The following is a 17,598-nucleotide window of genomic DNA, read 5'->3' as shown; positions in this document are numbered from 1 at the left end:
TCAAGCGCCGGACGGGCTGGAAATCCAGCCCGTCCGGCGCTCGATGAGCGTCGGCAAAAACTAGCCCTCGCTCGGGCTCGGGTCCCCGCTGTCGCTTGGTGGGGGTGATGAGTCGCCCGGGTCCGATGGCGTGGGCGTCGGGTCCGGTGAGGTTGGGGTGGGGTCCGGTTCCGAAGGGGTCGGGGTCGGGTCCGGAGTCGGAGGGGTCGGCTTCGGTGGGGTCGGTTTTGGGGTGGGGCGGGGGCCCGGGTGCGTCGGGCGGCCCGAGCCGTTGCCGTATCCGTCGATCGAGATGATCGCCCCTGAGGGGGCGATGGAGACCCGTGCGCTCCAGTGGCCCGCGGGCTCCCTCGCATGGTCCACGTACACCCGGATCGTGAACGTCTCCCCCGGCCGGAGCGTCCCGGACGACCGGCTCAGGTAGAGCCAGGACGCCCCGGTGCTCGCCGACCAGTGGACCGGCTCGCCCCCCGACGCGGAGAGCGTGATCAGCGTCGTGCCGCCGCTCGGCTGCGCCGAGACGGTGAGGCGGCCGGCGCCGGTCCCCGAGCGGGACGGCGGCGATCCGGCGCTGATGACCTCCACCGAGACGTCCGGCGAGCGGCTGCCCGCGGTGAAGCGGGGGTCGGGCGGCGTGTGCGCGTTGCCCGCGTTCTCGTAGTCCTCGCGTCTGCGGTCGCCGTTCGCCCCGTCGGACTCGGCCTCGCTCGCGCTGACCGAGCGGCCGTCCTGCCCCTCACCGGTCAGCGGCGCCCCGCGATACGCCGCCCAGAGCGCGAGCACCGGCGCGGCCACCACCGTGGCGACGACCGTCGTCGTGACGGCACGCGCGCGCATCCGGTCGCGGCGCGCCGCGTGGTCCTTGGGGTCCATCGGGAATCCGCGCCCGTCGAAGCGCGGACCGCCTCCCCGCGCCCGCGGGACGTGCGCCATCGCCACGTGCACGGCGGCCCGCGGGGCCTCGATGACGGGCAGCGCGGCCGGGGACGCCGCCGTGCCGGGCCAGGCACCGGATCCGGCGCGCTCGGCGGTGCGGCGGCAGCGCGGGCAGTCGTCCACGTGCCGGACGAGCTCGCGGCGCAGGGCCGTGCCCAGGAGGAGCTGGTTGTCGCCGGTGAGGCGGGCGACGATCGGGCAGGTGCCGGTCTCCACGACGGCGAGCGCGGCCCGGGTGCGCTCCACCTCGCAGGCGGCGGACGCGAGCAGGTCACGGGTCTTGGCGACGGGCATGCCGATGACCGACGCGACCTCCTGCGGGGAGAGCTGGTGGCGGACGGCGAGCTCCAGGGCCTCGCGCTGCTCGGGCGTCGTCCCCGCGGCCTCCGGCCAGGCCAGCTGGGCGAGTTCGCGGCGCCGCTGACGCTGCGTCTCGTCCGGCGGCTCGGCGGGCTCGGCGGCCTTGGGGACGCGGGAGGCCGATCCGGAGGCGTGCGTGCCCTGGCGCTTGCGCTTGGCCTCGGCGAGGGCGCGCAGACAGACCCAGCGGGCGAGTGCGTACAGCCAGGACTTCAGTTCGGTCTCGGCGGCCGGACCACGGGAGCCCCGGCGCTCGGCGATGGCGAGCACGTCGCCCAGGGCGGCGGTCGCGGCGTCGTGATCGCAGAGCACGGACAGGCAGTACGTGAACAGGCCGTCCAGACAGGGCTCATAGCGTGCGGGCGGCGCCTGCGGCACCGAGCGCGGCACAACGCGCTGGCGCGCGTCACGATGCGCCCGGTGTGCGCCGGTTGCTTGCATGGGGGATTCCGGCCTGCTGCTCATCACCCGTGCGAAGTTAGGCGGATGATGCCGCGCCCTTCCTCCACCTTGAGCACATTTAATCCTTACGGGTGAACAGATCCCTCAAAAGGGGACAGGAACCCATGATTCCGTGACTCGGGCCCCGAGTCGTTCGGATCGCGTGCGCCCCTGTCGGTGTTGTCAGTGCTGCCCGCTACGGTTCCGTTCATGGCCACTCGTACGAAGTCCGGCAAAGACCGGCCGTCCTACCGCTGCACCGAATGCGGCTGGCAGACGGCCAAGTGGCTCGGCCGCTGCCCCGAGTGCCAGGCCTGGGGGACGGTCGAGGAGTACGGCGCGCCCGCCGTCCGCACCACCGCCCCCGGCCGCGTCACCTCCTCCGCCCTGCCCATCGGCGAGGTCGACGGCCGCCAGGCCACCGCACGCTCCACCGGCGTGCCCGAGTTCGACCGCGTCCTGGGCGGCGGCCTGGTCCCCGGAGCCGTCGCGCTGCTCGCGGGCGAGCCCGGCGTCGGCAAGTCGACGCTGCTCCTGGACGTCGCGGCGAAGTCGGCGAGCGAGGAGCACCGCACGCTCTATGTCACCGGCGAGGAGTCGGCGAGCCAGGTCCGGCTGCGCGCCGACCGCATCAAGGCGATCCACGACCACCTCTATCTGGCGGCGGAGACCGATCTGGCCGCCGTCCTCGGCCACTTGGACGCGGTGAAGCCGTCCCTCCTGATCCTCGACTCGGTCCAGACGATCGCCTCCCCGGAGATCGACGGGGCGCCGGGCGGCATGGCCCAGGTCCGCGAGGTGGCGGGCGCGCTGATCCGCGCCTCCAAGGAGCGCGGCATGTCCACGCTCCTGGTCGGCCACGTCACCAAGGACGGCGCGATCGCGGGCCCCCGCCTCCTTGAGCACCTCGTGGACGTCGTCCTGTCCTTCGAGGGCGACCGCCACGCCCGCCTGCGTCTCGTACGGGGCGTCAAGAACCGTTACGGGACGACGGACGAGGTCGGCTGCTTCGAGCTGCACGACGAGGGCATCACCGGCCTCACCGACCCCAGCGGCCTCTTCCTCACCCGCCGCACGGAGGCCGTCCCCGGCACCTGTCTGACGGTCACGCTCGAAGGCCGCCGCCCCCTGGTGGCCGAGGTCCAGGCGCTCACCGTCGACTCCCAGATCCCCTCCCCCCGGCGCACCACGTCCGGCCTGGAGACCTCCCGCGTCTCGATGATGCTGGCCGTCCTGGAGCAGCGGGGCCGCATCGCCGCGCTCGGCAAGCGCGACATCTACAGCGCGACGGTCGGCGGCGTGAAGCTCTCCGAGCCGGCCGCGGACCTCGCGATCGCCCTCGCCCTGGCCAGCGCGGCGAGCGACACCCCGCTGCCGAAAAATCTCGTCGCGATCGGCGAAGTGGGCCTCGCGGGCGAGGTCAGACGGGTCACGGGAGTCCAGCGCAGGCTGGCCGAAGCCCACCGTCTGGGCTTCACACACGCCCTCGTCCCCGCCGACCCGGGCAAGGTCCCACCCGGTATGAAGGTCACCGAAGTCGCCGACATGGGGGACGCCCTGCGTGTCCTTCCGAGGTCGCGTCGCAGAGAGGCCCCACGGGAGGACGAAGAGCGCCGGTAGACTTTGCCCTGGTCTCGCCCATCCGTACGAAGCAGACGTACGGACCGGGGCTTGGACAACCCGCGACCCGAGGAGTGCAGTGGCAGCCAACGACCGGGCGTCAGCTCCCGGCAAGCCCGGTGGAAGCTCCGGTGCCGACGGGCTGATGCGCGCCTCCCTGAGCGCGGTCGCGCCCGGCACGGGCCTGCGCGACGGACTCGAGCGCATCCTCCGCGGCAACACCGGAGGGCTCATCGTCCTCGGCTGGGACAAGACCGTCGAGTCCATGTGTACGGGCGGCTTCATCCTGGACGTCGAGTTCACGGCGACGCGCCTGCGCGAGCTGTGCAAGCTCGACGGCGGCATCGTCGTCGACAAGGACATCACCAAGATCCTGCGGGCGGGCGTGCAGCTCGTCCCCGACCCGACGATCCCCACCGAGGAGACGGGCACCCGGCACCGCACCGCGGACCGCGTGTCCAAGCAGGTGGCCTTCCCCATCGTCTCCGTCTCCCAGTCCATGCGCCTCATCGCGCTCTACGTGGACGGGCAGCGCAAGGTCCTGGAGGACTCGGCGGCGATCCTGTCCCGCGCGAACCAGGCCCTGGCGACCCTGGAGCGCTACAAGCTGCGCCTCGACGAGGTGGCGGGCACCCTGTCCGCCCTGGAGATCGAGGACTTGGTGACGGTTCGCGACGTCACCGCGGTCGCCCAGCGCCTGGAGATGGTGCGCCGCATCGCCACGGAGATCGCCGAATACGTGGTGGAGCTGGGCACGGACGGCCGCCTTCTCGCCCTCCAGCTGGACGAGTTGATCGCGGGCGTCGAGCCCGAGCGCGAGCTGGTCGTCCGGGACTACGTGCCCGAGCCGACCGCCAAGCGCTCCCGCACGGTCGAGGAGGCGCTCTTCGAGCTGGACGCGCTCTCGCACGCGGAGCTGCTCGAACTGCCCACCGTGGCACGGGCGTTGGGATACACCGGCTCTCCGGAGGCGCTGGACTCCGCGGTCTCCCCGCGGGGCTTCCGGCTCCTGGCCAAGGTGCCGCGTCTCCCCGGCGCGATCATCGACCGGCTGGTCGAGCACTTCGGCGGTCTGCAGAAGCTGCTCGCCGCGAGCGTCGATGACCTTCAGACGGTGGACGGGGTCGGTGAAGCGCGGGCCCGCAGTGTCCGGGAAGGCCTGTCCCGCCTCGCCGAGTCGTCGATCTTGGAGCGGTACGTCTAGAGGGCGCCGGCGGGTGGGTGGTCCCGGGTGAGTGATCCCGGGTGGGTGGTCCCGGGTGGGTGGTCCCGGGTGGGTGGTAGGTTTCCCGCCCACCCATCCGATCGTCCGTCCGAGCGCCCATCCGATCGCCCGAAGGCGCCCGGGCGTTCAGGCGCCGGTCAGGCCTCTTCGAGCACGAACGACGTCTTCACCGAGCCCAGGCCCGGGGACTTCGCCTCGACAAGGTAGGTCCCCGCGCCCGCGAGGCCCGCCGAAGGCGTCGCGCACTTGGGCTCGCTGCCCCGGCCGTCCCACTCGACGGTGCGTGTGACGCGCCCGTCGCCCGGCACCCGCAGCAACAGGCTCCCGTCACCGGCGGGGCAGTCCGCCGAGGACCAGATCTCCTTGTCGCCGTCGGCCTGAGTGATCGTCAGCACCGTCTTCTTGCCGCCGAGATCCACCTTGCAGGCCTTGCCCGCGCTGTTCTGGGCGATGAGCTCGAACTTGGGCTTCTCGCCGATCTCGTACGTGTTGTGGACGCTCCGCAGCTTCAACTTCACGTCGCCGCTCACGCAGTTGGGCAGGCTCGACCCGGCGGGCAGCTGTCCGCCCGCACCGCCGCCGCCCTTGGCGCCGTCGTCCGAGCCGCTGCCGTCCCCGCCGCCGGAGTCGCCCGATCCGCCGGACCCCCCGGAGTCACCGGAGCCACCGCCCGAGCCACCGGAGCCGGAGCCGGAGTCGTCCCCGTCGCCCGACTCGTCGCGCCCGCCCGGGTTTTGACTGATGGCGGGCCCCGAACTGGAGGGGCCGGGAGTGATGGACCTGGCGGGTCCGGAGCCCGAAGGACCGTCGGCGCCGTTCTTCTGGCCCCCACTCCCCATGGTGAGCACCCACACGACTAGAAGCGCCATCAGCCCGATCAAGGACAGCAGAACGGCCCTCCGACGCCAGTAGATGGTGGAGGGAAGCGGCCCGACCGGATTGCGCAGAGATCCCACGGCCCAAACCTTACGAGAGATCCGCGCCTTGTCCTGCCCCACCCGCCGCCCTGAGCGACAAAGTTTCCGGATCATCATCACGGAACAGGTAATTCCGCTTCCCGGACCCCTGTCTGTCGTCAGGGGTAGTAACCGGTCGATCGCCGGGTGTGACGATTCGGACCCACTCCGTACCGTCCGTAATCATGGACACCATGGACGACGATCTCTATCGCGATGTCACCGACTTCGCCCACGACACCCCTACCTGGTTCCAGCACCTCGCCGAGGTGTGGACGGAGCTCGGCCTGCTGCTCTTCGGCGTGCTCTTCATCGTCGCGTGGTGGCGGGCACGGCGCGGCGACCCCCGCGCCCTCGCGATAGCCGTTCTCGCGCCGCTGGTCACCGCGGTGGCCTATGTGTGCAGCGAGTTGCTCAAGTCCGCGGTGGACGAGGAGCGCCCGTGCCGGGCCGTCGCCGGGGCGGTCACCTCCATCGTCGAGTGCCCGGCGTACGGCGACTGGTCCTTCCCCAGCAACCACTCGACGATCGCGGGCGCCGCCGCCGTCGGCCTCGCGCTCGCCTGGCCGCGGATCGCCGCGCTGACGCTGCCGATGGCCGTGCTCATGGCGTTCTCGCGGGTCTTCGTGGGCGTGCACTATCCGCACGACGTGGCGGTTGGCCTGATCCTCGGAGCCGCGCTCGCCTTCATCCTCGTACGGCTGGCGACGCGGCCCGTGGGGCGGATCGTCGAGGCGATGCGCGGTTCTTCGACGGGCGTCGTCAAGTGGTTCGCGGGTCCGGGCGATCCGACGGCGCCGCAGGTGACGTCGCACCGGCGGCCCGCGTCGCACCGCCGCTGAGACACTGCCTCTGAGGTGATGGGTCAGAGCCGCACAAGTCCCGCCTCGTAGGCGACGATCGCCGCCTGGACGCGGTTCTTGACCCCGAGCCGGTCGAGGACCGCGCTCACGTACGCCTTGACCGTGCCTTCGACCAGATGGAGCCGGGCGGCGATCTCCGGGTTGGAGAGGCCCTCCCCCACGAGTCCGAGCACTTCGCGCTCGCGCGGGGTGAGGACCGCGGTCCTGGCGCGGGCGTCGGCGCCGCGGCCCATGCGCTGTGCGCCGTAGCCGTCGATGACGTGGCGGGCCACCTTGGGCGAGAGGAAGGCGGCGCCGCCGGCCACCGCGCGTACGCCCGCGATGAGTTCGTGCGGATCGCCGGACTTCAGCAGAAAGCCGGTGGCTCCGCCGCTCAGCGCCCGCGCGACGTAGGCGTCCTCGGAGAAGGTCGTCAGCATCGCGACCGCGGTGCCGGGCATCGTCCGTACGATCTCCTCGCCCGCGGCGAGGCCGTCGAGCCCCGGCATGCGGATGTCGAGCAGCGCGACGTCGGGCCGGTGGGCCTGGGCGAGCGCGACCGCCTCGCGCCCGTCCCCCGCCTCCGCGACGACCTCGATGTCCTCGCCCGCGCAGAGGATCGCGCGGACGCCCGCGCGGATCATGGCCTCGTCGTCGGCCAGCAGTACGCGGATCACCGCACGCCCTCCTTCAACTTTGTCTCGGGCTCTCGCCCTTTGCTACTGGTTCCGGACTTGGTTCCGGCCTCGGTTCCGGCCTTGGGGATCACGCTCTTCTCCGCGAGGGCTCCGCCCCTGAAACAGACCCTGAAGTGCTCGACGGTGACGAAGAGTTCACCGCTTGCGCGGTAGTAGCGGCAGTCGGCGCCTTCGGGGGGCGGGGTGGGGGCGCGCTCCTCGGGCGGATCGGACGCGGACAGGTCGGGCAGCAGGCGTTCGGCGTCGGCCTGTGCCTGGCCGACCGTGAGCCGGGCGAAGTCGGCCGGTTCGAGGACGGCGTGCGACCGCGAGTACGCGTACCAGGCGAAGGCGCCGCCCACGAGCAGGACTCCGGTGGCCAGAGCGGCTCCGAAGGCCAGCACGGTCCTGCGGCGGGCGTACGCGAGGCCGGGCGCTGGGGGCTTCGGGCGTGCCTGCGGGGCCGTGCCCTGCCCGGGGAGCCGCGCGAGGACCCGGAAGCCGTCGCCGTGCGGCCCGGCGTCGAGGGTGCCGCCGAGGTCCTCGACCCTGGCCCGCAGGCCTACGAGGCCGGAGCCGGCGCCGGGGCCCGAACCCGGCTCAGTGGCGGCCCCGTTGGTGACGGTGACGGCCGTCCTGGTCACTTCGACCGTGACGGGGGCGCCGGGGGCGTGCTTGGCGGCGTTGGTCAGGGCTTCCTGGACGATCCGGTAGACGGTCCGCTCGGACTCGGCCCCGGTTGTGGGGTTGGTATCTGTCCAGGTTCCTGTCCCGGTTCCTGTCCCGGTTCCTGTCTCGGTCAATTCCGTACGCTGCTCCTCACCCCCCGCGACGTACCGGACCGGCAGTCCCGAATCGGCGGCCCGCTCGACGAGTGCGCGCACGCTTTCACCCGCCGGGGCGAGGGGGGCGACCTCGTCGCCCTCCTCCCTCAACAGCCCGATGATCTCGTGCAGTCGATCGGTGGCGTCCGACGCGGCCACGCGGAGGTCGGCGACGGCGCCGCGGTGCCGTTCGGGCAGATCGGCGGCCACCTGGAGGGCGCCTGCCCGCACCGCGATGAGGCTCAGCTCGTGCCCGAGGGAGTCGTGCATGTCCTGGGCGATGCGGGCCCGTTCCCGTAGCCGGGCCCGGTCGGCGACGATGCGCTGCTCGCGCTCCAATTGGGCGGCACGGGTCCAGCCTGCGGCGGCGAGTTCGCGGCCCTGGCGGAGGTAGCGCCCTGCTAGCCACGGGAAGACCGCTCCGAAGAGCAGCGTCGCCATGAGGACGAGCCACTCCACTACGGGGTCGACTCCGCGTACGAGGATCTTGGCTGTGCCCGCCAGGGCGGTGGCCCCGAAGAGGATCAGCGCGGGTCGGGCCCGCTCGGCTCGCCGCCCCATGAGCGTCGCGAAGACCGCGAGGGCGGGCCCGTAGGAGAGCGTGAACAGGGAGGGTGCTGTCGCGAGCCCCAGCCCTGCGGCCACCGCGAAGGCGGCGGGTGGCCGGCGCCGCCAGGTGGCCGCGGCGAGCCCCAGCGCCAGGGCTCCGGCCGCCTGCGTCCACGCCGAGCGGGGCTCGCCCAGCCCGACCCGCTCCACGGCCGGCGCGGCCAGGGCCAGCGCCGCCCACAGCAGAACATCCCCCCGGCATCCACTTCGCACCCCACGACGCTACTTCCTGGCCCCTGGCCTCCACCCCTGCCGATCGTCAGGTCCTCGCCCCTCCGCCGACCGAACAGCCCTCCCCACCCACCCACCCGATCACCCCGCATCCACCCCTGAACGAACAAGCTCTCCCACCCACCCACCCGATTGCCCCGCAGTGCCGGGGTCGGAGCTACCCGGACAGACCGGCCCGGGGGCAATTGGGAGACGGCAGGATGCGACGCGACGTGCCCCAGCCCTGGCGCATCGGCCCCATGCACCCGCAGTCGGCAGCGAGACGCGAGGGGGCGCGCCGGTATGTCCGCCCGGAGCACGGTGCCCGCCACTCCGGCGCCGAAGCACCAAGGCGGCCACCGGACGACAGCGAGGACGGACATACCGGCCCGGAACCGCACCCACCGACGGACCAGACCCGCAGTGCGCCGCGAGACGCGAACGGCCCGCGCCCGCCACCGAACGGGCCCCGCGCCCCACCGGCAACGCCGCCGAGCGGAAACGCGCGTCCTCAGGAGCCCCGCCTGGCCCGCCCTCCGGCGACCCCATGGCAGGATCGTCATGCCATGACTGCGCCCACGAAGCCCATGCCGCCCATGCCCATGTCAGCCACTTCCGACAGCCCCGAGCCCGCCGGCGAGGCCCTGCACGGTCCCGTCATCGCCTGGTTCGACGCGAACGCGCGCGATCTGCCGTGGCGTCGGCCCGACGCCGGGCCCTGGGGTGTGATGGTCAGCGAGTTCATGCTGCAGCAGACGCCGGTCAGCCGCGTCCTGCCCGTGTACGAGCAGTGGATCGCCCGCTGGCCCCGCCCCGCCGACCTCGCCAAGGAAGCCCCGGGCGAAGCCGTCCGTGCCTGGGGACGCCTCGGTTACCCCCGCCGCGCCCTGCGGCTGCACGGCGCCGCCATCGCCATAACGGAACGGCACGGCGGCGACGTACCCACCAAGCACGCGCAGCTGCTCGCGCTGCCGGGCATCGGCGAGTACACGGCCGCGGCCGTGGCGTCGTTCGCGTACGGGCAGCGGCACGCCGTGCTCGACACGAACGTGCGGCGGGTGTTCGCGCGCGCCGTCACCGGCGTCCAGTACCCCCCGAACGCCACCACCGCCGCCGAGCGCAAGCTCGCCCGCGCCCTCCTGCCCGACGACGAGCGCACGGCGTCCCGCTGGGCCGCCGCCTCCATGGAGCTCGGCGCCCTCGTCTGCACCGCCAAGAACGAGAACTGCGCCCGCTGCCCCATCTCGCAGCAGTGCGCCTGGCAGGCGGCCGGCAAACCGGCGCACCAGGGTCCGGCCCGCAAGGGCCAGACGTACGCGGGGACGGACCGCCAGGTCCGCGGCAAGCTGCTCGCGGTGCTCCGCGAGGCCGTGGCCCCCGTACCGCAGGCGGCCCTCGACCGGGTGTGGGACGAACCCGTGCAGCGCGCCCGTGCCCTGGACGGACTGGTCGCCGACGGCCTCGTCGAACCGCTCCCCGACGCCCTCTACCGCCTGCCTCTCACCTGAGACAGCCCCCCAGGGACAGCCCACCTGAGACAGCGGCCAAATCGGAACGAAACGCCCCCGCTTTACGTCCCGCCTACTTCTGTTACACAACCGACGGAAGGCCGTGCGCCCCCCGCTGGCTCCTCCGCACAGCCTCGTGACAACGCCTCCGTAGCTTCATAGCCGTACCGCACAAGCAGCGGTGGTCGGTGAACGGAGGCGGTTAGGTATGGCGCACGGCGAGGTGCTCGAGTTCGAAGAGTACGTCCGCACTCGGCAGGACGCCCTGCTGCGCAGTGCCCGGCGCCTGGTCCCCGACCCCGTCGACGCCCAGGACCTGCTGCAGACCGCGCTCGTGCGGACGTACGGCCGCTGGGACGGCATAGCCGACAAGCGGCTCGCGGACGCCTATCTGCGCCGCGTCATGATCAACACGCGTACGGAGTGGTGGCGGGCCCGCAAGCTCGAAGAGGTCCCCACCGAGCAGCTGCCCGACGCGAGCGTGGAAGACTCCACCGAACAGCATGCGGACCGCGCCCTCCTGATGGACATCATGAAGGTGCTGGCACCCAAGCAGCGCAGCGTCGTCGTGCTGCGACACTGGGAGCAGATGTCCACAGAGGAGACGGCCGCGGCACTCGGCATGTCCGCGGGAACGGTCAAGAGCACCCTGCACCGGGCGCTCGCCCGGCTCCGCCAGGAGCTGGAGAGCCGGGACCGCGAGGAGCCCGCCACCGGCGCGCTCGAACGTGAGGAGCGGGAGCGTTGCGCGGCCTAAGCACCCGGGCTGGCAGGACGACGAAGGCGGGGAGCGCGGCAACGGCCGCGGTCGCCGCCGTCGGCCTTTTGCTCTCCGCCACCGCCTGCTCGACGGGCGGCTCCGGCGCCCGTGACGAGGGCCCCGGCAACCGGGGCGAGACGGTGATGTCACCGACGCCCTCCCCGTCCCCCACCGCGACGTCCTCGACCTCGCCGCCCACCGCCCTGGAGGCGGTGAAGATCGTCAAGAACGACCCGAAGGTCAGCCGGACGGTCAAGCGCGACCTGAAGCCCTGCGTCGCCGACGAGTACCCCGTCGACGTGAGTTACGGCAACCTGACCGGAGGAGCCGCCGCCGACGTCGTCGTCAACATCATGACCTGCGGTGACGCGGTCGGTACCAGCACGTACGTGTATCGCACCGAGGGCAAGAAGTACCAGAATGTCTTCCAGGACGAGGAGCCACCCGTCTACGCGGAGATCGACCGGGGCGACCTGGTGGTCACCAAGCAGCTGTACGAGAAGGGTGATCCGGTGTCGTACCCGTCCGGCGAGGACGTCATCACGTACGAGTGGGCCGCGAACCACTTCCGGGAGACGGACCGCATCCGCAACCACTACAGCAGCGCGGCGGGCGGCGACGCACCCGCTCCGACGGAGGACTGAGAGCACCCGATGGCAGAGCACACCCATGTCCTGTTCGTCGAGGACGACGACGTCATCCGCGAGGCGACGCAGCTCGCCCTCGAACGGGACGGCTTCGTCGTCACCGCGATGCCCGACGGCCTGCTCGGCCTGGAGGCGTTCCGTGCCGACCGCCCGGACATCGCGCTCCTGGACGTGATGGTGCCGGGCCTGGACGGCGTCTCTCTGTGCCGCCGCATCCGCGACGAGTCCACGGTCCCGGTGATCATGCTCTCGGCGCGCGCCGACTCCATCGACGTCGTGCTCGGCCTGGAGGCGGGGGCCGACGACTACGTGACGAAGCCGTTCGACGGCGCCGTCCTGGTCGCCAGGATTCGCGCCGTGCTGCGCCGCTTCGGCCACGCGAGCGGCCCCGACTCGGGGGCGCCCGCCGCGGGCGAGGGCGGTTCGCCGGACGGCGGCGTCCTGCACTTCGGCGACCTGGAGATCGACACGGAGGGCATGGAGGTCCGCAAGGACGGCGCTCCGGTGGCCCTGACGCCGACCGAGATGCGCCTGCTGCTCGAATTCTCGTCCGCGCCCGGCACGGTCCTCTCCCGCGACAAGCTCCTGGAGCGCGTGTGGGACTACGGCTGGGGCGGTGACACCCGCGTCGTCGACGTCCATGTGCAGCGGCTGCGCACGAAGGTGGGCCAGGACCGGATCGAGACGGTCCGCGGCTTCGGCTACAAGCTCAAGGCGTGAACCGTCGGCATGCCTGAACGGGACGACACGGCACGGCCGCACGACAGCACGGCACGGCCGCACGGCGACACGGCACGGCCGCACGGCGCGGCGCATCTCGGGGGACCTATATGAGCAGGGAGAGCGGGGGGCGCGTGGCCGTGCTGCGCGCCCGCGTCGGCATGGCGTTCGGCTCCCGCCTGCGCACCGGCGTGCGCTGGAAGATCAGTGCGGCGATCGCGCTGGTCGGCGCGCTCGTCGCGGTGGCACTGAGCCTGGTCGTGCACAACGCCGCGCGCGTCTCGATGCTCGACAACGCGCGCGACGTGCAGGACGAGCGCATCCAGTACGCCCAGCGGATCTACGAGACGTCCGGCCGGACGGGCCAGTTCGGCATGAAGGTCGACGACCCGGAGATGCCCAGGGAGCTCCTCGCGAAGGTGCTCGCCGGGCGCAGGGCCACGTACGTGGAGGACCACGCGAGCGGCGTCCCCGACATCTGGGCCGCGGTCCCGCTGAGCGACGGCCACATCCTCTCCCTGCACACCCGCTTCACCGACCGCAGCGCCACCGTCATGAAGGACCTCGACCAGGCCCTGGTCATCGGCTCCATCTCGGTCGTCTTCGGCGGCTGCGCGCTCGGCGTGCTCATCGGCGGCCAGCTCTCGCGACGCCTGCGCAAGGCGGCGACCGCGGCGCAGGAGGTCGCCCAGGGGCAGACGGACGTGAGCGTACGAGATGCCATCGGCGGCGTCGTACGCGATGAGACCGACGACCTGGCGCGCTCGGTGGACGCGATGGCGGACGCGCTCAAGCAGCGCCTCGAAGCCGAGCGGCGCGTGACGGCCGACATCGCGCACGAGCTGCGTACGCCGGTGACCGGTCTGCTCACGGCGGCCGAGCTGCTGCCGCCGGGCCGCCCGACCGAGCTGGTCAGGGACCGGGCGCAGGCGATGCGCACGCTCGTCGAGGACGTCCTGGAAGTGGCCCGTCTGGACAGCGCGGCCGAGCGGGCCGAGCTTCAGGACCTGATGCTCGGCGAGTTCGTGACGCGGCGGATCGCGGTGCTCAACTCGGACGTGCGCGTGACGGTGGTGCACGAGTCGGAGGTCACCACCGACCCGCGCCGCCTGGAGCGCATCCTGGGCAACCTGCTCGCCAACGCGGCCAAGCACGGGAAGCCGCCGGTCGAGGTCAGTGTCGAGGGCCGCGTGGTGCGGGTCCGCGACCACGGTCCGGGGTTCCCGGCCGGCCTCCTGGAGGAGGGCCCGAGCCGCTTCCGCACCGGCAGCACCGACCGCGCGGGCGTGGGCCACGGCCTGGGCCTGACGATCGCGGCGGGCCAGGCGAGGGTGCTCGGCGCGAGGCTCACGTTCCGCAACGTGACCCCGGCCGGCGCGGCCCCCGACGACCCGGCGGAGGGCGCGGTGGCGGTCCTGTGGCTCCCGGAACACGCCCCGACGAACACGGGCAGCTACCCGATCCTGCAACTGCCGGACAAGTACAAGTAGAGTCCCGGTCCTTGTGGGCGCAACGCCCCAACCGCAGGGCAGCACGCACAACTCCCAGAGCAGCAACGGGCCCCCGGCACCAAGAGGTGCCGGGGGCCCGTTTCAGCCGAGGGGGTGGGACCGCAGGTCAGACGACCTCTGCAACCGCGTCCCGCGGACCACGCGCGGAGTCCCCATCCGCACCCTCGACCGGCTCATCGACCGGCTCATCGACCGGCTTCTCGGCCGCCCCGGAGTCGGAGCCCGAGGGCTCGGAGTCCTTCGGCCCGGCCCCCCGCAGGGGAACCTCCTTGACGAAGAACGCCGCGACCAGAGCGGCGACGCCGATGACGGCCCCCAGCAGGAACGCCGAGTGCGTACCGGCCGACACCGCGTGCTGATACGCCTCCCGCACCGGCGCGGCCAGCTTCGACAGACTGTCCGCGTCCAGCTGCGCGGACTGCTCGGTGACCTTGCCCCCCAGCTCCCCGGCCCGCTCGGACATCGTGCTCTCGACCCGGCTGTTGAAGAGCGCCCCCATGATCGCGACGCCGAACGAGGAGCCGAGCGTACGGAAGAGCGTGGCCGAGGACGACGCGACGCCCATGTCCTTCATCTCGACGCTGTTCTGCGCCACCAGCATGGTGATCTGCATCAGGCAGCCCATGCCCGCGCCGAGCACCGCCATGTAGAGGCCCGAGGTGAACCGCGACGTGTCCGTGTCCATCCGCGCCAGCAGGAACAGACCGAGCACCATCAGTACGGTGCCCGCGATCGGGAAGATCTTGTACTTGCCGGTGGAGGTGGTGAACCGCCCCGAGAAGAACGAGACGACCATCATCGAGAGCAGCATCGGAAGCAGCAGCAGCCCGGAGTTGGTGGCCGACGCGCCCTGCACCGCCTGCTGGTAGAGCGGCAGGAACAGCATCGCACCGAACATCACGAAGCCGGTGAGGAAGCCGATCACCGCCATCAGCGTGAAGTTGAGGTTGCGGAAGATGTGCAGCGGCAGGATCGGCTCGGCGGCCTTCTTCTGCACGATGACGAAGCTGATGAGCGAGACGACGCCGATCGCGATGAGCTCCATGATCACGGTCGAGGTCCAGTCGTACTCCGTACCGCCCCAGGTCGTGACGAGCACGAGCGAGCTGATGCCGATGGTCAGCAGAGCCGCACCGAGGTAGTCGATCCGCCCCTGCGCCTTCTTCTTCGGCAGGTGCAGCACCGCGGTCACCATGGCGAGCGCGACGGCACCGAGCGGCAGGTTGATGTAGAAGGCCCAGCGCCAGCCGAGGTGGTCGGTGATCGTGCCGCCGACGAGCGGGCCGCCGATCATGGCGACCGCCATGACGCCGGTCATCATGCCCATGTACTTGCCGCGCTCCCGCGGCGGGACCAGCTCACCGATGATCGCCATGACGCCGACCATCAGACCGCCCGCGCCGAGCCCCTGGACCGCGCGGAAGCCGATCAGCTGGCCCATGTCCTGCGCCATGCCGCTGAGCACCGAACCGGCCAGGAAGATGACTATGGAGGTGAGGAAGACGCCCTTGCGCCCGTACATGTCGCCGAGCTTGCCCCAGATGGGGGTCGAGGCGGCGGTCGCGAGCATGTACGCGGTGACGACCCACGACAGGTGCTCCATGCCGCCGAGGTCACCGACGATCGTCGGCATCGCGGGGCTCACGATCATGTTGTCGAGCATCGCGAGCAGAATCGTGACCATCAGCGCCATCATCACGACGCGCACGCTGCGCGACTGTGGCGCTTCCTTCGCCGGTGCCCCCGGCTTCGCCTGCTCCCCTGGCTTCTTCTCGGTCTCCGCCATGTTCCCCACTCCCCGGTTTCCCCGACTGCGTACTGCTGCGTGCTGCTGCGTACCGCTGTCTACGACTGCCACTTACTTGCCGACCGGCAAGCTGACTACACTGAGGGAAACTAGACCCCTAACTAGCCGGGCGTCAAGTAAGTAAAATCGGGTCCACGGATTCGAGTCGAGGGAGCCGAGGAGCACCAAGATGGTCACGGGCACAGGCGCGGGCGCCGGCACGGGCGCAGGCACGGGCAAGCAGCAGCGCCGCGGGGACACCCGTCAGCGCATCCAGGACGTGGCCCTCGAACTCTTCGCCGAGCAGGGCTACGAGAAGACGTCACTGCGCGAGATCGCGGAGCGTCTGGAGGTCACGAAGGCGGCGCTGTACTACCACTTCAAGACCAAGGAAGACATCCTCACCAGCATCTTCGAGGACCTGACCAAGCCCATCGACGAACTGGTGGAGTGGGGCAAGGACCAGCCGCACACGCTGGAGGTCAAGCGGACGATCCTGACCCGCTACAGCGAGATCCTCACGGGGGCGTCCCCGCTCTTCCGCTTCATGCAGGAGAACCAGGCGACGATGCGGGACCTGAAGACGGGCGAGACCTTCAAGGACCGCATGTTCAGCCTGCTCGACATCCTCCGGGAGCCGGGCGCCCCCATGACGGCTCAGGTCCGCTGCTTCTCGGCGCTCTTCACGATGCACGGCGGGATGTTCGTGCTCAAGGACGCCGAAGGCGACCCCGAGGAGAAGCGCAAGGCCATCCTGGAGGTCGCCATCGATCTGGTGACACGGGCGCACGAAGGCGCCTGAGCTGTCGCCGCCGGTCAGACGGTGACGCCCTCGGCACGCAGGAACGCGACCGGGTCGACCGCCGAGCCGTAGTTCGGGGTCGTACGGATCTCGAAGTGCAGGTGCGGGCCGCTGGAGTTTCCGGTGTTGCCGGAGGCGGCGATGTGCTGGCCGGTGCCGACGGTCTGGCCGACGCGCACGTCGATCTTCGACAGGTGCGCGTACTGCGAGTACGTGCCGTTGTCGTGCTTGATCACGATGGCGTTGCCGTACGCGGGACCGTCACCGGCGCCGTTGGGGCCGGCCTTGACGACGGTGCCGTTGTGCACGGCCTCGACGGACGTGCCGATGGACACGGCGAAGTCCTGGCCGGAGTGCTTGCTGGACCACATGTTGCCGCCGAGCCCGAAGGACGCGGAGAGCGTGTACTTGTCGACCGGGTCCTGCCAAGCGACGGCCTTCTTCGCGGCGGCCTGCTGAGCCTTGCTCGCGGCCTTGGCCTGCGCGTCGGCCTGCGCCGATATCGAGTTCGCGGAGACGCCGGGCAGCGCACCGCCCTTGGTGTCGGCGGCGGCCGCGATCCCGGAACCGAGAACGGCCGACGCTCCGAGCCCGAGGCCCGCGACGGTGACGACGGCCGTCCGCGTACGGAGCAGGGACAGGCCGGAAAGGTGGGACGTGGCGCGCTTCGACATGGCGGATGACCTCCGGGATGGGGAGCGTGTGGCATGGCATGGCATGCGGCGCGTCAGCGGTACATGCCGGGCATAAAGGGACCCGGCATACGCAGCTCTGCGTCCCGCCGGGTTGGCCATCCCTTGGTAACCCGCACCCCGCCACCCACTCAAACCCCCCATCTACTACCGAAAGCCGTAGCCACCCGCCCGACTTTCTCCTCCTTGACACCCCCAAATCCTGACAATTCCCCCTTCAACCACTTGCCTCTTTTGATCATCAGGGTGAGGTTTAACCCCACTTCGGAGAGGCCACCGGGGCCAGTACTGGCCCCGACCGACCCTCCGACCCCCCGACGAGCCGAAGGTCCCGGAGGTTGCGGACCGAAGGTCCTCTCCGCCACTCCGAACGCCACCACTATTCCGCCTAGTACCGGACATAACGCCTGTGCGTCATGTCACCGGCCCTCGAGATCCACAACCTCCGGAATGTGACCGGCACTACGCTGCG

General features: G+C 71.4%; 15 protein-coding genes. 9 read left to right on the top strand and 6 right to left on the bottom strand.

Annotation, left to right across the window (positions count from 1 at the left end; all coding sequences use genetic code 11):
- Positions 1-60: 60 nt before the first annotated feature.
- A complete protein-coding gene (locus ACZ6ZP_RS21995) occupies positions 61-1,737 on the bottom strand; it encodes a BACON domain-containing protein (protein WP_469407937.1) in 1,677 nt (558 codons plus the stop codon).
- A 210-nt stretch (positions 1,738-1,947) separates the two neighbouring features.
- On the opposite strand from ACZ6ZP_RS21995, the gene radA reads away from it, so the two are divergent.
- Together radA and disA are read left to right on the top strand one after the other, a co-directional pair.
- Positions 1,948-3,357 (top strand): DNA repair protein RadA, encoded by a 1,410-nt coding sequence (gene radA / locus ACZ6ZP_RS21990; protein ID WP_469407936.1) that lies wholly within the window; start codon positions 1,948-1,950, stop codon positions 3,355-3,357.
- Positions 3,358-3,436: 79 nt separating this feature from the next.
- Positions 3,437-4,561 (top strand): DNA integrity scanning diadenylate cyclase DisA, encoded by a 1,125-nt coding sequence (gene disA / locus ACZ6ZP_RS21985; protein ID WP_351171782.1) that lies wholly within the window; start codon positions 3,437-3,439, stop codon positions 4,559-4,561.
- Positions 4,562-4,719: 158 nt separating this feature from the next.
- On the opposite strand, the gene ACZ6ZP_RS21980 is transcribed toward disA, so the two are convergent.
- Entirely contained in the window at positions 4,720-5,538 is an 819-nt protein-coding gene (locus tag ACZ6ZP_RS21980) for a hypothetical protein (RefSeq protein WP_469407934.1), read from the bottom strand.
- Between the two features lie 185 nt (positions 5,539-5,723).
- On the opposite strand from ACZ6ZP_RS21980, the gene ACZ6ZP_RS21975 reads away from it, so the two are divergent.
- Positions 5,724-6,380, top strand: a complete 657-nt coding sequence (locus ACZ6ZP_RS21975; protein WP_366463696.1) for a phosphatase PAP2 family protein — start codon at positions 5,724-5,726, stop codon at positions 6,378-6,380.
- Between the two features lie 23 nt (positions 6,381-6,403).
- Here ACZ6ZP_RS21975 and ACZ6ZP_RS21970 read toward each other — a convergent pair whose 3' ends face one another.
- The gene (locus tag ACZ6ZP_RS21970; RefSeq protein ID WP_351171791.1) at positions 6,404-7,057 is read right to left on the bottom strand and encodes a response regulator transcription factor; all 654 of its coding nucleotides are present in this window, start codon (positions 7,055-7,057) and stop codon (positions 6,404-6,406) included.
- The gene (locus ACZ6ZP_RS21965) at positions 7,054-8,703 is read right to left on the bottom strand and encodes a sensor histidine kinase (protein ID WP_469407933.1); all 1,650 of its coding nucleotides are present in this window, start codon (positions 8,701-8,703) and stop codon (positions 7,054-7,056) included. Before ACZ6ZP_RS21965 ends, ACZ6ZP_RS21970 begins: the two co-directional genes overlap by 4 nt.
- 563 nt (positions 8,704-9,266) lie before the next feature.
- Between ACZ6ZP_RS21965 and ACZ6ZP_RS21960 the strand changes: the two genes are divergently transcribed.
- From ACZ6ZP_RS21960 to cseC, 5 genes are all read left to right on the top strand, one after another.
- The gene (locus tag ACZ6ZP_RS21960) at positions 9,267-10,208 is read left to right on the top strand and encodes an HhH-GPD family protein (protein ID WP_351171797.1); all 942 of its coding nucleotides are present in this window, start codon (positions 9,267-9,269) and stop codon (positions 10,206-10,208) included.
- Between the two features lie 208 nt (positions 10,209-10,416).
- Complete coding sequence (locus ACZ6ZP_RS21955; RefSeq protein ID WP_190083940.1) at positions 10,417-10,965, top strand: SigE family RNA polymerase sigma factor; 549 nt, start codon at positions 10,417-10,419, stop codon at positions 10,963-10,965.
- Positions 10,953-11,612, top strand: coding sequence for a hypothetical protein (locus ACZ6ZP_RS21950; RefSeq protein ID WP_351171800.1), 660 nt, complete (start codon positions 10,953-10,955; stop codon positions 11,610-11,612). The genes ACZ6ZP_RS21955 and ACZ6ZP_RS21950 overlap by 13 nt, the downstream gene beginning before the upstream one ends.
- Before the next feature lie 9 nt (positions 11,613-11,621).
- Positions 11,622-12,335 (top strand): two-component system response regulator CseB, encoded by a 714-nt coding sequence (gene cseB / locus ACZ6ZP_RS21945; RefSeq protein ID WP_351171803.1) that lies wholly within the window; start codon positions 11,622-11,624, stop codon positions 12,333-12,335.
- Positions 12,336-12,496: 161 nt separating this feature from the next.
- Positions 12,497-13,825 (top strand): two-component system sensor histidine kinase CseC, encoded by a 1,329-nt coding sequence (cseC, locus tag ACZ6ZP_RS21940; protein WP_351171988.1) that lies wholly within the window; start codon positions 12,497-12,499, stop codon positions 13,823-13,825.
- A 127-nt stretch (positions 13,826-13,952) separates the two neighbouring features.
- Here the strand turns inward: cseC and ACZ6ZP_RS21935 are convergent, their stop codons facing one another.
- The gene (locus tag ACZ6ZP_RS21935) at positions 13,953-15,632 is read right to left on the bottom strand and encodes an MDR family MFS transporter (RefSeq protein WP_469407931.1); all 1,680 of its coding nucleotides are present in this window, start codon (positions 15,630-15,632) and stop codon (positions 13,953-13,955) included.
- Positions 15,633-15,822: 190 nt separating this feature from the next.
- On the opposite strand from ACZ6ZP_RS21935, the gene ACZ6ZP_RS21930 reads away from it, so the two are divergent.
- Positions 15,823-16,434 (top strand): TetR/AcrR family transcriptional regulator, encoded by a 612-nt coding sequence (locus tag ACZ6ZP_RS21930; protein WP_351171809.1) that lies wholly within the window; start codon positions 15,823-15,825, stop codon positions 16,432-16,434.
- 14 nt (positions 16,435-16,448) lie between these two features.
- Here ACZ6ZP_RS21930 and ACZ6ZP_RS21925 read toward each other — a convergent pair whose 3' ends face one another.
- Positions 16,449-17,108 (bottom strand): M23 family metallopeptidase, encoded by a 660-nt coding sequence (locus ACZ6ZP_RS21925; protein ID WP_351171812.1) that lies wholly within the window; start codon positions 17,106-17,108, stop codon positions 16,449-16,451.
- Between the last annotated feature and the right edge of the window lie 490 nt (positions 17,109-17,598).

The sequence above is a fragment of the Streptomyces sp. NPDC054047 genome (assembly GCF_055585065.1).
The sequence above is the reverse complement of the archived record's forward strand: the minus strand, read 5'-3'. Positions and strand labels throughout refer to the sequence as shown.